Source organism: Streptomyces sp. S3(2020) (genome assembly GCF_013044505.1).
Classification (GTDB): Bacteria; Actinomycetota; Actinomycetes; order Streptomycetales; family Streptomycetaceae; genus Streptomyces.
Window position 1 is genome coordinate 1 of sequence record NZ_JABERD010000222.1, and the last position, 15,251, is coordinate 15,251.

15 protein-coding genes and 1 tRNA gene are annotated in these 15,251 nt (G+C 69.8%); 4 read left to right on the plus strand and 12 right to left on the minus strand.

Features of this window, described 5'->3' with window-relative positions; genetic code table 11:
• Positions 1-454 precede the first annotated feature (454 nt).
• Positions 455-1,111: an SDR family oxidoreductase gene (locus tag HLK59_RS41100; RefSeq protein WP_171146765.1), complete on the plus strand. Its 657-nt coding sequence runs from the start codon at positions 455-457 to the stop codon at positions 1,109-1,111.
• A gap of 48 nt (positions 1,112-1,159) precedes the next feature.
• On the opposite strand, the gene HLK59_RS41105 is transcribed toward HLK59_RS41100, so the two are convergent.
• Positions 1,160-1,372 carry a hypothetical protein gene (locus HLK59_RS41105; protein ID WP_171146766.1) on the minus strand — a complete coding sequence of 71 codons (213 nt, stop codon included), beginning with the start codon at positions 1,370-1,372 and terminating at the stop codon, positions 1,160-1,162.
• A gap of 208 nt (positions 1,373-1,580) precedes the next feature.
• Here HLK59_RS41105 and HLK59_RS41110 point away from each other — a divergent pair, with 208 nt between their 5' ends.
• Positions 1,581-2,354, plus strand: coding sequence for a class I SAM-dependent methyltransferase (locus HLK59_RS41110; protein ID WP_171146767.1), 774 nt, complete (start codon positions 1,581-1,583; stop codon positions 2,352-2,354).
• Between the two features lie 505 nt (positions 2,355-2,859).
• Here the strand turns inward: HLK59_RS41110 and HLK59_RS41115 are convergent.
• Positions 2,860-2,941 (minus strand) — tRNA-Tyr (locus HLK59_RS41115).
• Positions 2,942-3,166: 225 nt separating this feature from the next.
• On the opposite strand from HLK59_RS41115, the gene HLK59_RS41120 reads away from it, so the two are divergent.
• Positions 3,167-3,655: a YajQ family cyclic di-GMP-binding protein gene (locus tag HLK59_RS41120; protein WP_171146768.1), complete on the plus strand. Its 489-nt coding sequence runs from the start codon at positions 3,167-3,169 to the stop codon at positions 3,653-3,655.
• A gap of 109 nt (positions 3,656-3,764) precedes the next feature.
• Here HLK59_RS41120 and HLK59_RS41125 read toward each other — a convergent pair whose 3' ends face one another.
• Positions 3,765-4,031, minus strand: coding sequence for a GlsB/YeaQ/YmgE family stress response membrane protein (locus HLK59_RS41125; RefSeq protein WP_046262857.1), 267 nt, complete (start codon positions 4,029-4,031; stop codon positions 3,765-3,767).
• A gap of 190 nt (positions 4,032-4,221) precedes the next feature.
• Between HLK59_RS41125 and HLK59_RS41130 the strand changes: the two genes are divergently transcribed.
• Positions 4,222-5,472 (plus strand): APC family permease, encoded by a 1,251-nt coding sequence (locus HLK59_RS41130; protein WP_171146769.1) that lies wholly within the window; start codon positions 4,222-4,224, stop codon positions 5,470-5,472.
• 353 nt (positions 5,473-5,825) lie between these two features.
• On the opposite strand, the gene HLK59_RS41135 is transcribed toward HLK59_RS41130, so the two are convergent.
• From HLK59_RS41135 to HLK59_RS41175, 9 genes are all read right to left on the minus strand, one after another.
• On the minus strand, positions 5,826-6,221 hold the full coding sequence (locus HLK59_RS41135; protein ID WP_171146770.1) for a YccF domain-containing protein: 396 nt from the start codon (positions 6,219-6,221) through the stop codon (positions 5,826-5,828).
• Positions 6,218-7,081: a zinc metalloprotease HtpX gene (htpX, locus tag HLK59_RS41140; RefSeq protein ID WP_171146771.1), complete on the minus strand. Its 864-nt coding sequence runs from the start codon at positions 7,079-7,081 to the stop codon at positions 6,218-6,220. Before htpX ends, HLK59_RS41135 begins: the two co-directional genes overlap by 4 nt.
• Positions 7,082-7,266: 185 nt before the next feature.
• On the minus strand, positions 7,267-8,799 hold the full coding sequence (locus tag HLK59_RS41145) for an NADH-quinone oxidoreductase subunit N (protein WP_240982936.1): 1,533 nt from the start codon (positions 8,797-8,799) through the stop codon (positions 7,267-7,269).
• Entirely contained in the window at positions 8,796-10,370 is a 1,575-nt protein-coding gene (locus tag HLK59_RS41150) for an NADH-quinone oxidoreductase subunit M (RefSeq protein ID WP_171146772.1), read from the minus strand. The genes HLK59_RS41145 and HLK59_RS41150 overlap by 4 nt, the downstream gene beginning before the upstream one ends.
• A 6-nt stretch (positions 10,371-10,376) precedes the next feature.
• Positions 10,377-12,371: an NADH-quinone oxidoreductase subunit L gene (locus HLK59_RS41155; RefSeq protein ID WP_171146773.1), complete on the minus strand. Its 1,995-nt coding sequence runs from the start codon at positions 12,369-12,371 to the stop codon at positions 10,377-10,379.
• Complete coding sequence (gene nuoK / locus HLK59_RS41160) at positions 12,368-12,760, minus strand: NADH-quinone oxidoreductase subunit NuoK (RefSeq protein ID WP_171146774.1); 393 nt, start codon at positions 12,758-12,760, stop codon at positions 12,368-12,370. Before nuoK ends, HLK59_RS41155 begins: the two co-directional genes overlap by 4 nt.
• On the minus strand, positions 12,760-13,578 hold the full coding sequence (locus HLK59_RS41165; RefSeq protein WP_240982937.1) for an NADH-quinone oxidoreductase subunit J: 819 nt from the start codon (positions 13,576-13,578) through the stop codon (positions 12,760-12,762). Before HLK59_RS41165 ends, nuoK begins: the two co-directional genes overlap by 1 nt.
• Positions 13,575-14,204 (minus strand): NADH-quinone oxidoreductase subunit I, encoded by a 630-nt coding sequence (locus HLK59_RS41170; RefSeq protein WP_171146775.1) that lies wholly within the window; start codon positions 14,202-14,204, stop codon positions 13,575-13,577. The genes HLK59_RS41165 and HLK59_RS41170 overlap by 4 nt, the downstream gene beginning before the upstream one ends.
• Complete coding sequence (locus HLK59_RS41175; RefSeq protein ID WP_171146776.1) at positions 14,204-15,172, minus strand: complex I subunit 1 family protein; 969 nt, start codon at positions 15,170-15,172, stop codon at positions 14,204-14,206. Before HLK59_RS41175 ends, HLK59_RS41170 begins: the two co-directional genes overlap by 1 nt.
• Positions 15,173-15,251: the final 79 nt, after the last annotated feature.

The window sequence follows — 15,251 nt, forward strand, 5'->3', positions numbered from 1 at the left end:
CGCGCGATCTGACCATGCCCACCAGAGATGAAAATGCGCATGCCATCGACCGTACGCCCGGACGACCGCATTCGCCGAACGACTTGGGCCACGCCGCCGGCAACACGACGGGGCACGGCCGCGGGGGCGCACGCGCCCCAACCGCACGCCCCCCGCGCAAAACCAGGCCCCACAAGGCCGCCATCCCAGCCGCCCACGCCTACAGCGCAGACCCGCAGTGCGCACGCCCCGCCCGCACACCTTCACGGGGTGAAGGTGTGCGTGCGGGGCGTGCGCACTGCGTGTCTGCGCTGTAGGCGTGGGCGGCTGTGATGGCGGCCTTGTGCGGCCTTGTTGTGAGCTGGGGGCGTGCGGGTGGGGCGGGTGCGCCCCCGCGGCCGTGCCCCGTCGTGTTGCCTGAGGCGTGGCCCAAGTCGTGCGGCGAATGCGGTCGTCCGGGCGTACGGTCGAAGGCATGCGCATTGTCATCGCTGGTGGTCATGGTCAGATCGCGCTGCGGCTGGAGCGGCTGCTCGCCGCGCGCGGGAACGAGGTCGCGGGAATCATCCGCAAGGCCGAGCAGGGCGACGACCTGCGGGAGGCCGGAGCCGAACCGGTGCTCCTGGATCTGGAGTCGGCCTCGGTCGAGGAGGTCGCGGCCCATCTGCAGGGCGCGGACGCGGCGGTCTTCGCGGCGGGCGCGGGCCCGGGCAGCGGCGCGGCCCGCAAGGACACGGTGGACAAGGGTGCGGCGGTGCTGTTCGCGGACGCGGCGGTCCGGGCCGGCGTACGGCGTCATGTCGTCGTGTCATCGATGGGCGCCGATGCGAACCACCGGGGCGACGACATCTTCGACGTCTATCAGCGCGCCAAGGGCGAGGCCGACGACCACGTCCGCGCTCTCGACGCCCTGGACTGGACGATCCTGCGCCCCGGTGCGCTGACGAACGACGCCGGTACGGGCCTCGTACGGCTTGAGGCGCGCACAGGCCGCGGTCCGGTCACACGCGACGACGTGGCCGCCGTGGTGGCCGAGTTGCTGGAAACCCCGGCGACGGCCGGACTGACCCTGGAGCTGGTCGGCGGATCGACGCCGGTGTCGGTGGCGGTGAAGGCCGTGGCCGGGAACTGACGATGGCAGCGGCGGGGTGGCGGGCCGGCCACAGGAACCACCCGCCCGTCAGAACAGCGGCATCTGGCCCGGGATCTCCGGGATCACATAGCCGTCCAACGACGGCTGGGCGGCGCCCAGTTGGGCTTGGCGGCGGGAGCCCTGGCAAGACGTGAGCGCGCCGTTCTCGCGGGCTCCGGGTGGGTCGTGTCGCGCGAAGCGACCGGCGACGACGGCGATCTCGCGGCGGCATTCGGGGCAGTTCCTACGGCGGCTGGACATGTGATCAGTGTGCCCCGCGCGGCCTGGCGTTGTGCGTGCCAGACGGGTGGCAGCCGAGACCCTCGGCCCTGGGCGCGCGACGACGTCGGATCCGGCCACTGGCGAGATCACCCGGAACTGCCTTGTTCTCGCGGGAAGAACGAGCGTGCGCCCGCACTAACATGCCCCTGCGCCACCTGCCCGCCGCCCGCGAGCCGCAGGAGACCCCATGGACGAGGACCACGGCACGGATTTCGACGGACTCGCCGAGGCGTACGAACGTATGGCCACGGCTTTGCCGCTGCGCGAGTACGTCGAGGCCCACACCCTCTTCGAGCTGCTGGGCGGTGTCGAGGGCAAGGCCGTCCTGGACCTGGGCTGTGGCAGCGGCCTCTACACCCGCCGGTTGCGCGGACTCGGCGCCTCGGCCGTGACCGGGATCGACAGCGCCGAGGGCATGCTCGACCACGCCCGACGCCGAGCGGCCGCCGAGGGGCTCGACATCACATACCTGGCGCGTACGGCCACGGACCCGCCCTCCGCGGGCGACCCCGAACTCGACGGCCGCTTCGACCTGGTCTCCTCGGTCTACGTGCTCTGCTACGCGCCCACCCGCGAGGCCCTGACCGGCTTCTGCCGCACCGCACGCCGGGCCCTGCGTCCGGAGGGCGGCCGGTTCGTCTTCGCCACGCTCAACCCCGACGTCGCCGTCGAGCCCGGCTGGTACACGCACTACGGCATCGACTTCACCATCTCCCCGGCCACCCGCGACGGCGAAGAGGCCCCAGCGGTGATGAAGGTGCCCGGCTTCGACGAGTTCCCCCTCCTCCCCTACCGGTGGTCACGGCAGACGTACGAGGAGGCGCTCCACGAGGCGGGGTTCGGCAGCGTCGGCTGGGTGTGGCCGCGGGTCTCTGACGAGGGGATCGCGGCACACGGCGAGCAGCACTGGGCCAACTACCTCAAGATTCCCCACGCGTTGTACGCCGAGTGCACGACCTGAGACAAGGCCCCCAAGTCCCGCCGAACTGCCACGGTGGAGTGGCCTGTCGGCGGGGTCGAGGGTGAACTGCGCCTTTCCCGAACCAACTTGGCCCGCGACCTCGGCAACAAGGCCGGCAAGACCTCACCGGTCAGACAAGGGGACTCCACCGCACGGGAGTCGGGTGCGGCGACCGCCCATCTGGACGACAACGTGCCCGGCGTCTTCGAGACGCTGGAGGCGATCACATCTCCGCGCCGTCGAACGATCGAAGCAGTCGACGAGTGGGAGCACTCTGTGCCGAGTCTCATTCTGGCTCTACAGCGGAGTCGACCCGATGAAGGTCGCCCGACGGGCCGGACACTCGGTCGCTGCCCTGCTGCGGGTCTTGAGGCGGCCCGGGACTCACCCAAGACCAGGTGAGGCAAGCCATACATTTCGACCCTCGTTCGAACAATGCCGTTCGAATACGAAGAAACCCCCTCCCGACCACGTTTCCGCAGTCGGGAGGGGGTCTACCTTCATGTGGCGGCGCCAGGATTCGAACCTGGGAAGGCTGAGCCGGCAGATTTACAGTCTGCTCCCTTTGGCCGCTCGGGCACACCGCCGGGGTTTGCTGCCCTTCGAACCGTCTTTCGGCGGTGCTCTGTGGCAACGACGTAAACGATACCCGATGTGGAGGGGTGCTTCGCCACCCGATTGATCAGCGCTCCGGGGGCGCGGGGTGGCTAGGCTTGTCCGGATGCGGCCCGGGGACTGTACCGGGCTCGGCGGCTGCCCCACCTACGCCGACACGCACCCGATACGCACCCCGATACAAGGAGCCACAGGACATGGCCGACTCCAGTTTCGACATCGTCTCGAAGGTCGAGCGGCAGGAGGTCGACAACGCCCTCAACCAGACCGCCAAGGAGATCTCCCAGCGCTACGACTTCAAGGGCGTGGGCGCCTCGATCTCGTGGTCCGGCGAGAAGATCCTCATGGAGGCGAACTCCGAGGACCGGGTGAACGCTGTCCTCGACGTCTTCCAGTCCAAGCTGATCAAGCGGGGGATCTCGCTGAAGGCGCTGGACGCCGGTGAGCCGCAGCTGTCCGGCAAGGAGTACAAGATCTTCGCGTCGATCGAGGAGGGCATCTCCCAGGAGAACGCGAAGAAGGTGGCGAAGATCATCCGTGACGAGGGCCCGAAGGGCGTGAAGGCCCAGGTCCAGGGCGACGAGCTGCGTGTCAGCTCGAAGAGCCGTGACGACCTCCAGGCCATCATCGCCCTGCTGAAGGGCAAGGACCTCGACTTCGCCGTCCAGTTCGTGAACTACCGGTGAGCGACGCCTGATTCAGTCGCGTGAGGACGCATGCGGGAGTACGAGGAAGGGTGGGCACCTGGCCGGTGCCCACCCTTCTCGCCTGCTGGCTGCGGTTCCGGGGGTGTGCTCAGTTGCGCGAGTTGCCGAACAGGATGCGGTAGCCGATCAGGAGGACGAGTGAGCCGCCGATCGCAGCAGCCCAGGTGGTGCCGTCGTAGAAGTTCTTGGTGACCGGGTGGTCCAGCCAGCGGGCCGATATCCAGCCGCCGATGAACGCGCCCGTGATGCCGATGAGGGTCGTACCGATGAAGCCGCCCGGGTCGCGGCCCGGCAGCAGGAACTTGGCGATGGCCCCGGCCAGAAGCCCCAGGATGATCCAACCGATGATGCTCATGCCCTGAACCTGCCCTTCCGCACTGTGCCCGCACTGTCCCGGCCCTGTGATTTATGTCCCGGCGGGCTGTGCGCTCACGGGTTGCGCCTGGTGCGTCCTTCGCCTGGCGACGGCACTTGTTCGTGCCGTGTTGCTGAAGAGGACGTCACGGATGCACCCGCCGGTTGCACTGATCAGTAGGGTGCGGCACATGACACCCTCCGGCTCCCCCTCCGAGCTGCGACGCACCTTGGGCGTGGGGGACGCCGTGGTGATCGGGCTCGGCTCCATGGTCGGGGCCGGCATCTTCGCGGCCCTGGCACCCGCGGCCCGCGCGGCCGGGTCCGGGCTGCTGCTCGGGCTCGCGGTCGCCGCCGTGGTCGCCTACTGCAACGCCACGTCGTCGGCACGGCTGGCCGCGCTGTATCCCGCCTCCGGCGGCACATATGTGTACGGGCGTGAGCGGCTCGGTCCGTTCTGGGGTTATCTGGCGGGCTGGTCGTTCGTGGTCGGGAAGACGGCCTCCTGTGCGGCGATGGCGCTCACCGTGGGCACGTACGTCTGGCCGGAGCAGGCGCACGCCGTGGCGGTCGCGGCCGTAGTGGCGCTGACCGCGGTGAACTACGGCGGAGTCCAGAAGTCCGCCTGGCTGACGCGGGGCATCGTGGTGGTCGTGCTTGCTGTCCTCGCTTCCGTGGTGGTCGTGTGCCTGGGATCCGGGAGGTCCGAGGCCTGGCGGCTGGACAGCGGGGCCTCGGGTGGCCCGGGTGGGGTGTTGCAGGCCGCCGGTCTGCTGTTCTTCGCGTTCGCCGGGTACGCCCGGATCGCGACCCTCGGGGAAGAGGTGCGGGATCCCGCGCGCACCATCCCGCGTGCGATCCCGCTGGCTCTGGGCATCGCGTTGGGTGTGTACGCGTGTGTGGCGGTGGCCGTCCTTTCCGTGTTGGGTGCAAAGGAGTTGGGTCAGGCGGGCGCGCCGCTGGCCGATGCGGTGCGGGCCGCCGGCGTGCCGGGGCTGGTGCCGGTGGTGCGGGTGGGTGCCGCCGTGGCCGCGCTGGGCTCACTGCTCGCCCTGATTCTGGGCGTCTCGCGGACGACACTGGCCATGGCCCGTGACCGTCATCTGCCCAGCGCGCTCGCGGCCGTACATCCGCGTTTCCAGGTGCCGCACCGGGCGGAGCTGGCCGTGGGCGCGGTGGTCGCGGTCCTGGCCGCCACGGTGGATGTGCGGGACGCTATCGGGTTCTCCTCCTTCGGTGTGCTGACGTACTACGCGGTGGCCAATGCCTCGGCCTGGACGCTCGGTTCCGCTCCGACAGCGCGGGTGGTTCCGGCGGTGGGGCTCCTCGGATGCGTGGTGCTGGCGTTCGCGCTCCCGGGTGTTTCGGTCGCCGTGGGCGCGGGTGTGCTGGCGTTGGGTGTGGCGGCGTACGGCGTAAGGCGGTGGATGGCGGCGCGGTGAAGCGGCGTACGCCGCCGGATGAGGCGACGGCCGTTGCCGACTTCGCCGTGCGTAGGCAGCACTTGACGCCCGCTTACGCCAAGTCCCTGTCAGGCCACGTGTATGCACATGGTGGGCCCGGTGAGCCGCTGGAAAGTTATGTACGCGCGGCGAAGGCCGGTGTGGTCATGGGACTCATGGGATTCATGGGAAGCGCAGGCCCACGGGCGGGCGTGACGAGTCCCGGCATTCCCCTGTGCCCGCACCTGCTTGTTCGCGGTCATGAGTTCATGATGCGGCCCGCCACTGACAATCGGGCGGGCCTGTGGACAACCATCGGGCTGTGGAAAACCTGCGCCGTGCTGGCGCTCGGCCTACCAGCGCGAGGAGAACGGCTGGTCGGTCGACACGATCTCGCGGCCCAGCGGAAGCAGTGAGACCGGGATCAGCTTGAAGTTGGCGATGCCGAACGGGATACCGATGATCGTGACGCACAGGGCGATACCGGTGACGATGTGGGCCAGAGCCAGCCACCAGCCGGCCAGGACCAGCCACAGGACGTTGCCGACGCAGGAGGGGGCGCCGGCGTCACGGCGTTCGACCGTCGTGTACCCGAAGGGCCACAGGGCGTAGATGCCGATACGGAAGGCCGCGATCCCGAACGGGATGCCGATGACGGTGATGCAGAGCAGCACGCCGGCGAGCAGATAGCCGAGGAACAGCCAGAAGCCGCTCAGGACGAGCCATATGACGTTCAGGATGGTTTTCACTGGTGGCGACCTGCCATCTTCTCGAGGCGGGCAATGCGCTCCGCCATCGGCGGGTGCGTGGAGAACATCTTCGAGAATCCCTGGCCCGGGCGGAAGGGGTTTGCGATCATCATGTGGCTCGCGGTCTCGATACGCGGCTCGGGGGGCAGCGGAAGCTGCTTGGTGCCCATTTCGAGCTTGCGCAGCGCGCTGGCCAGAGCCAGGGGGTCGCCGGTCAGCTGGGCACCGGACGCGTCGGCCTCGTATTCCCGGGAGCGGCTGATGGCCAGTTGGATGAGGGTCGCGGCGAGCGGGCCCAGGATCATGATGAGCAGCATGCCGAGGATGCCGGGGCCGTCGTCGTCGTTGGAGCGGCCGATGGGGATCAGCCAGGCGAAGTTGACCAGGAACATGATCACGGAGGCGAGGGCGCCGGCTACGGACGAGATCAGGATGTCCCGGTTGTAGACATGGCTGAGCTCGTGGCCGATGACGCCGCGCAGTTCGCGCTCGTCGAGGATGCGCAGGATGCCTTCGGTGCAGCAGACGGCGGCGTTGCGCGGGTTGCGGCCCGTCGCGAAGGCGTTGGGGGCTTCCGTCGGGGAGATGTACAGGCGCGGCATGGGCTGGCGGGCCTGGGTGGAGAGTTCACGGACCATGCGGTAGAGCGCGGGGGCCTCGAACTCGCTGACCGGGCGGGCGCGCATCGCGCGTAGCGCCAGTTTGTCGCTGTTCCAGTACGCGTACGCGTTGGTCCCCAGGGCGATCAGGACCGCGACCACGAGCCCCATACGGCCGAAGAAGCTGCCGATGACGATGATGAGTGCGGACAGTCCCCCGAGGAGTACTGCGGTCCTGAGCCCGTTGTGCCGGCGGTGCACGGTACGCCCTCCAAATCGTGCAGCAGGGGAACCCTTTGCTTGCTGATCTGCGGTCCTTCTGGTGTCACCACCAGTGGACCCTCCTGTTCTGGTCAACGCCAGGCGAGAGCGGCTAGTTCCCTTGTGCGTGCGGAGGCGGGCGTGGGCCGTCCGGGTGAGGGCTCGGAAGTTCCCCGGCCTTGGGCTCAGAAGAGTCCGGTGTCGGTGAAGCGCAGGATCAGCTGGGGCGCGCCCGACAGGGCGATTCCGAGGACGCCGGTGAGGGCGATCGCCGCGGTGAGCGGGGCCGGAATCCGGTGCTGTACGGCTTCGCCTTCCGGGGCGCGGAACAGCAGGGCCGTCCACTGGAGGTAGTAGAACAGCGCGATCACGACGTTGGCGGCCATGACCACGGCCAGCCAGCCGAGGCCCGCGTCGACGGCCGCGGAGAAGACGGTGACCTTCGCGAAGAGGCCGATGATGCCCGGCGGCAGTCCGGCGAGGCAGAGCAGGAAGAAGGCCAGGAGGAGGGCTGCCAGGGGGTTCGTGGCGTACAGGCCGCGGTAGTCGGTCAGACGGTTGAGGACTCTTGTACGGCCCACCAGGGCGGCCACCGCGAAGGCGCCGAGGTTCACGGCGGCGTACATGAGGGCGTAGGCGACGGTTGAGCCGATGGAGCGCTCGGGGTCGTCGGAGTACGCGGCGGCGGCGATCGGCACGAGGAGGTAGCCGGCCTGGCCGACGGAGGACCAGGCGAGCAGCCGTACGGCGCTGTACGCGCGCGTGGCCTGCTGCCGGAGGGCGCCGACGTTGCCGACGGTCATGGTGAGGGCGGCCAGTGCCGCGAGCGCGGGGCCCCAGACGTCGGCGTACGAGGGGAGGGCGACGACTGTGACGAGGATCAGGCCTGAGAAGCCGACCGCCTTGCCGACGACCGACAAGTAGGCGGCGATCGGAAGCGGTGCCCCTACGTAGGTGTCCGGGACCCAGAAGTGGAAGGGGACGGCGGCGGTCTTGAAGGCGAAGCCGATGAGGGTGAGGACGACGCCGGTCTGGGCGAGGGTGTGGAACTGGCCGTCGACGGTCTGGATCCGGTCGGCGATCTGGGTGAGGTAGAGGGTGCCCGTGGAGGCGTACACGAAGCTGATGCCCATGAGGCTGACCGCGGTCGCGGTGACCGAGGACAGGAAGAACTTCAGGGCCGCTTCGGAGGACTTGCGGTCGCCGTGGCGCAGGCCGACGAGGGCGAAGGCCGGCAGGGAGGCGACCTCCAGGGCGACGATCAGGGTCGCCAGGTCCCGTGAGGCGGGCAGGAGGGCGGCACCGGCGGCGGAGGAGAGCAGCAGGAACCAGTACTCCCCTTCGGGGAGTCCCTTGTCGGCGTCCTTGAGGGCGGTGACCGACAGGAGCGCTGTCAGCAACGCTCCCCCGAGCACCAGGAGCTGGAGGACGAGGGTGAAGCGGTCCGCGGTGTAGCTGCAGACGTCAGGAGCGCCGGTCAGGCAGAAGGTGGCGCGGTCGCCGTCCAGAAGGGGCAGCAGCATCGCCGCGGAGGCGGCCAGACCCGCGACGGACAGCCAGCCGAGGAGCGCCTTTTTGTTGTCGCCCACGAAGAGGTCCGCGACGAGGACGACCAGGCCGACGACCGCCGCGATGGTGGGCGGTGCGATGGCGAGCCAGTCGACGGACTGGACGAGGTTCGCGGCCATCGGTTGGGCCGTGGAGGCCAGGGAGCTCATCGGGCGCCTCCTGCGAGGAGCTGCTGTACGGCCGGGTCGGTCAGGCCCAGGAGGGCCTTCGGCCACAGGCCGGCTGCGAGGGTGAGGGCGACGAGCGGTGTCCAGGCCGCGAATTCGTATGTGTGGACGTCGGCGAGCTTCGGGGCGTCCTGCGGCACGGCGCCCATGCAGACGCGGCGGACCACGACAAGGAGGTAGGCGGCCGTGAGGAGGGTGCCGAAGGCCGCGATCGCCATGAACGTGAGGAACGCCGGGCGGCTGAGGCCGTCGGCCGGGTCGAACGCGCCGAACAGCGCCAGCATCTCGCCCCAGAACCCGGCGAGACCCGGCAGGCCGAGGGAGGCGACGGCGGCGAACGCGAGCAGGCCGCCGAGGCGCGGGGCCTTGCCGTACAGCGCGGCGCCGGTCTGCTCGGCGAGGGTGTCGAGGTCGGTGCTGCCCGTACGGTCCTTCAGGGCACCGACCAGGAAGAACAGGAGGCCGGTGATGAGGCCGTGGGCGATGTTGGCGAACAGGGCGCCGTTCACCCCGGTCGGGGTCATCGTGGCGATGCCGAGCAGGACGAAGCCCATGTGACCGACGGAGGAGTAGGCGATGAGCCGCTTGAGGTCGCCCTTCGCGCCCTGCTTGGCGAGGGCGAGGCAGGCCAGGGATCCGTAGATGATCCCGACGACGGCGAAGGCGGCGAGGTAGGGCGCGAAGTCGCGGAAACCGTCGGGGGCGATCGGCAGCAGAATCCGGACGAACCCGTACGTTCCCATCTTCAGCATGACGCCGGCCAGCAGGACCGAGCCGACGGTCGGCGCGGCGGTGTGGGCGTCGGGCAGCCAGCTGTGCAGGGGCCACATCGGGGTCTTCACCGCGAGCCCGATCCCGATCGCGAGAACCGCGATGACCTGCACGGATGAGGTGAGAGACCGGCCGTTGTCAGTGGCGAGTGCCACCATGTCGAATGTGCCCGCCTTGATCCCGATCAGGAGCAGGCCGAGCAGCATGACGACCGAACCGAGCAGCGTGTAGAGGATGAACCGCCAGGCGGCCTGGGTCCTGCCCTCGCCGCCCCAGCGGGCGATGAGGAAGTACATCGGGATGAGCACCATCTCGAACGCGAGGAAGAACAGCAGCAGATCCAGGACGGCGAAGGTCGTGAGGGTGCCGGACTCGAGGACGAGCAGCAGTGCGACGAAGGCCTTCGGGGTCGGGCCCGAGGGCATCTTGAAGTACGAGTAGAGCGCGCAGAGGAAGGTCAGCAGCGCGGTCAGGACCAGAAGGGGGAGGGAGATGCCGTCGATGCCGAGGTGGATCCGCACGTCGAGTGCGGGGATCCAGCTGATGTCGGTCGTGGCCTGCATCTTCGACGGGTGGTCGTGGTCGAAGCCGAGCGTGAGGACGATCGCGGCGATGAGCACCACGCCGGTCACGGTCACGCCGTGCCGCAGTACCGCCTGCTCGGGCGATTTTCCCTTCAGTCCCGGCGGGGCGGGCAGGAGGGCGGCGACGGCTCCCAGGAGCGGGCCGACGACGACGAACGCCAGAAGGAACTGCATCACGGACTCGTTGATATCGATCACGCCTGCTCACGCTCCCGTGGCGACGAGGACGACGGCGACCACCAGGACGACGGTGCCGGCGAGCAGCGCGCTCACATAGGTCTGCACATTGCCGGTCTGGGCACGCCGTACGGCCGCACCCAGCAGCCGGGGTAGAGCGCCCGCACCGCGTACGTAGGTCTCCACGACCTCACGGTCGAGGAATCGGACGAGGGTGGCACCGGCCTGGACCGGGCGGACGAAGAGAGCCGAGTACACGGCGTCGAGGTGGAAGCCGACGGCCGCGTGCCGGTGCAGCGGGCCGAGCAGGAGGCGGCCCGGGTCCGACGGGTCGGTTGCGTGGGCCACGTCTCCGTACGCGGGCGCGTGGCCGGCGATGGCCTCGGCCTCGACTTCGGCGGCGCCGCCCTGTGGGTGGGCCGCGACGGCGCCCAGCGGGACGCGGGCGGCGAGCGCGGTGGTGTGCCGCCAGACGGCGTAGGTCACGATGCCGCCGGCCAGGGCGACGCCCGTTCCGACGACGGACGTGGTGAGGGTCGGGGCGAGATCACGGCCGTCGAACCAGTCCGGGAGCGCGCGGTAGGCGAGTCCGCCGACGGCGAGGGACGGGATCGCGAGGACCCACAGGACCGCGGTCATGGTGAGCGGCTGGCGACCGTGGTCGGGGGCCTCGACACCCCGGCCGTGGAATGCCAGCAGCCACAGGCGTGTCGCGTACGCCGCAGTGAGCAGGGCCGTGAACAGGCCTGCGACGAGGACCAGCCAGCCGGCGGCGCCGGGGGCGTGCTCGGTGTGGCCGGTGGCGACGTGCTCGGCGGCGCCCAGGACGGACTCCTTGGAGAAGAAGCCGCTGAAGGGTGGGATCGCGGCGAGTGCGAGGAGCGCCACGGTCATCGTCCAGAAGGCGTCCGGCACACGGTCGCGGAGGTGGCCCATACGGGACATGGCCGCCAGCGAGTTGGTGCCGGCGGCATGGATGATCACGCCGGCCGCGAGGAACAGCAGCGCCTTGAAGGCGCCGTGCGACAGGAGGTGGAAGACGGCGGCACCGCGGTCGCCGACGGCGAGGGCGCCGGTCATGTAGCCGAGCTGGCCGATAGTCGAGTAGGCGAGGACGCGCTTGATGTCGTCCTGGGCGAGTGCGGCGAGCGCCGAGCCCGCCATCGTGACGGCGGCCATCACCGCGAGGACCACCATCGCGGCCTGCGAGGCCTCGAAGACCGGGAGGAGGCGGGCGACGAAGTAGACACCGGCGGCGACCATGGTCGCGGCGTGGATGAGCGCGGAGACGGGCGTCGGGCCCGCCATCGCGTCCGGGAGCCAGGTGTGCAGCGGGAACTGCGCCGACTTGCCGGCCACACCCGCCAGGAGCAGCAGGGCGATCAGGGTCGGGTGGTCGAGCCCGCCGTGTGCGACGGCGCCGAGGATCTTCGTGATGCGGAAGGACCCGGCGTCGGTGGCGAGCGCGAACAGGCCGATCAGGAACGGGACATCGCCGAGCTTGGTGACCAGGAAGGCCTTGATGGAGGCGGCGCGGGCCTCCGGGGTCTCCCAGTAGTGGCCGACCAGGAAGTACGAGCAGATGCCCATGATCTCCCAGCCCACCAGCAGCACCATCAGGTCGCCGGAGTAGACGACGAGGAGCATCGCGGCGGTGAAGAGGGAGACGAGGGCGGCGTAGGAGGGGTAGCGCGGGTCGTCGCGCAGGTAGCCCGTCGAGTAGATCTGCACGCAGGTGGCGACGAGGCCGACGAGTACGGCGACCAGGGCGGCGAAGCCGTCGATGTGCAGGGCGAGTTCGATGGGGATCGAGCCTGTGGGTGTGAGCTCGGTGGCGGCGTTCACGGCTTCGTCGCCGCCCTGGCGTACGGCGACCACGGCGGCCAGTACGAGGGAGGTGAGCGTCGGCAGGACGGCGAGCGGGCGGACGAATCCGGGTGCCGTGCGGCCCAGGAGCAGGCCGGCGGCCGCGCCCAGGAACGGGAGGAGGGGGACGAGGACGGCGAGGGTGGTGGTGGTCACGCGGTGGCCTCAGCCTTCTCGTCCGCGGAGGCGTCGGAGTCGTCGGCGTGGTCGGGGCCGTCCGGCTCGTGGCCTTCGGCGGTGTCGCGGAGTTTGTCGATGTCCGCGGTGCCGCGGTTGCGGTGGACGGCGAGGACGATCGCCAGGCCGATGCCGATCTCGGCGGCGGCGATGGCGATGGTGAACAGGGTCAGTGCCTGACCGGAGTGAAGGGTCTCCTCGGCGGCCTTGCTGAGCCAGACGTCGAAGGCGACCAGGTTGAGATTGACGGCGTTGAGCATCAGCTCGACCGACATCAGGACCAGGATCGCGTTGCGGCGGGCGAGGACGCCGTACAGGCCGGTGCAGAACAGGAGGGCGGAGAGCACGGCGGGATAGGCGAGGTGCATCAGCGGGCGCCTTCCTGCTCGGCCGGGGTGCCGGAGTCGGCCGGGGCGGTGCGCTCGGTGGAGGCGCTCGGCTCGGTGGGGGCGCTGGGCTCGACCGGTTTGGTTCGCTCGATCGACATGTTTCGCCCGATCGGATGATTACGGGAATTCGGGGCGGATGGGGAACTACCGGTCGCGGGCCGGGAGTTCACAGGGGGAGAGCTCGACTCCGCCTTCGCCTTGCGGGACAGGACGATCGCGCCGACCAGTGCGGCGAGGAGGAGGACGGAGAGAGCCTCGAAGGGGAGGACCCAGTTCTGGAAGAGGCTCGCTCCGGTGGCCTCGGTGGAGCCGGCGGCGGGGCCGTCCAGGTCGATCCAGGTCGCGCGGAAGGCGTCGACGACGACCCACACCAGGGCGACGGCCGAAGCGACGGCGACCGTGAGGGCGGCCCAGCGGTTGCCGGAGTCGGCGTCCGGGGAGCGGCCGATGGGCGCCTTGGTGAGCATCAGACCGAAGAGGAGGAGAACGACGACGGATCCTACGTAGATGAGGACCTGCACCCAGGCGATGAACTCCGCGGTGAGCAGGAGGTACTCGACGGCGAGGCCGCCGAGCGTCACCACCAGCCACAGGGCGGCGTGCACCAGCTGCCGGGTGGTGACGGTGACGATGGCGGCGCCGAAGGTGACCAGGCCGACGAGGAGGAAGGCGATCTCGACGCCGGTCGGCGAGAGGAAGCCGTGGGTTTCGGTGGCGGCCGTGGCGACGGCGGCGTGAGCCTTGGCCAGCGTGGCGTGCGCCGTGGTGGCTGTGGCTGTGGCTGCAACGAGGGTCATGACGCGCCTGCCTCCGGTGCGGTCGGCCCGGTCGGCTGCCCGGGCCTGGGCTCGGTCTGAGGCTCGGTCGGTTCGGCCTGGGCCGCCGCCAGTTTCTCGGCGGTCTTGCGGGCGGCCGCGATCTCCTTCGGCTCCTCGGCGGCGGGGTCGAGGGCCGGCGGGGCCGGGACGGTCCACATCCACTCGCGGAGCTTGTCGCGCTCGTGGGTGAGGTCGCGGATGTCGGTCTCGGCGTACTCGAACTCCGGGGACCAGAACAGGGCGTCGAAAGGACAGACCTCGATGCAGATACCGCAGTACATGCACAGGGAGAAGTCGATGGCGAAGCGGTCGAGGACGTTGCGGCTGCGCTCGCGGCCGCCGGGGGCGGCGGCCGGGACCGTCTCCTTGTGGGAGTCGATGTAGATGCACCAGTCCGGGCACTCCCGGGCGCACAGCATGCAGACCGTGCAGTTCTCCTCGAACAGGCCGATGACACCGCGGGTGCGGGGCGGGAGGTCGGGCTGAACGTCGGGGTACTGCTCGGTGACGGTCTTCCTCGTCATCGTCCGGAGGGTGACAGCCAGGCCCTTGGCGAGGCCGGAGCCGGGAAACCGGGACCGGGTGGGCGGGAGCGACTCGGCCATCAGGAGATCACCACCTTGACGATGCCGGTAAGGGCGATCTGAGCGAGGGAGAGGGGGACGAGGAGGGTCCAGGCGAGCTTCTGGAGCTGGTCCTCGCGCAGGCGGGGATAGGTCACACGCAGCCAGATGACGAGGAAGGCGAGGATCGCGGCCTTCAGCAGGGTCCAGACCCAGCCCAGGCCGTCGGCACCCCACGGGCCGTGCCAGCCGCCCAGGAAGAGAACGGTGGTCAGACCGCACAGGACGACGATTCCGGCGTACTCGGCGAGGAGGAACAGAGCGAAGCGGAGGCCGGTGTACTCGGTGTACGCGCCGAAGATGATCTCCGAGTCGGCGACCGGCATGTCGAAGGGCGGGCGCTGGAGTTCGGCGAGACCGGCGACGAAGAAGACGATCGCGCCGACGATCTGCCAGGGCAGCCACCACCACTCGAAGGCGTCGACGATGCCGGGGAGGGAGACCGTGCCGGCCGCCATCGCGACGGAGGCGGCGGTCAGGAGCATCGGGAGTTCGTAGGCGAGGAGTTGGGCGGCCGTGCGGAGGCCGCCGAGGAGGGAGAACTTGTTGGCGCTGGCCCAGCCGGCCATGAGTGAGCCGAGGACGCCTACGCCCATGACGGCCAGGACGAAGAAGACGCCGGCGTCGACGACCTCGCCGACGGCGCCCTCGCCGGGGCCGATGGGGATGGCGAGGAGGACCAGGAGGTAGGGCAGAAGGGCGACTGCGGGGGCGAGTTGGAAGATACGGCGGTCCGCGCCCGCGGGTACGACGTCTTCCTTCTGCACGAACTTCACGCCGTCCGCGACGAGTTGGGCCCAGCCGTGGAAGCCGCCGGCGTACATGGGGCCGAGGCGGCCCTGCATGTGAGCCATGACCTTGTGTTCGGTCTGGCCGACGATCAGGGGGAAGGTGAGGAAGACGACGAAGACGATCAGGAGTCGCAGGGCGACGTCGAGAGCGTCGTTCACTGCGGGCCTCCTGCGGGGGGTTCGGGAGTTGTGGGGTCTTCGGGGTCTTCGGGGGTTGCAGGTTCTTCGGGCTTTGCGG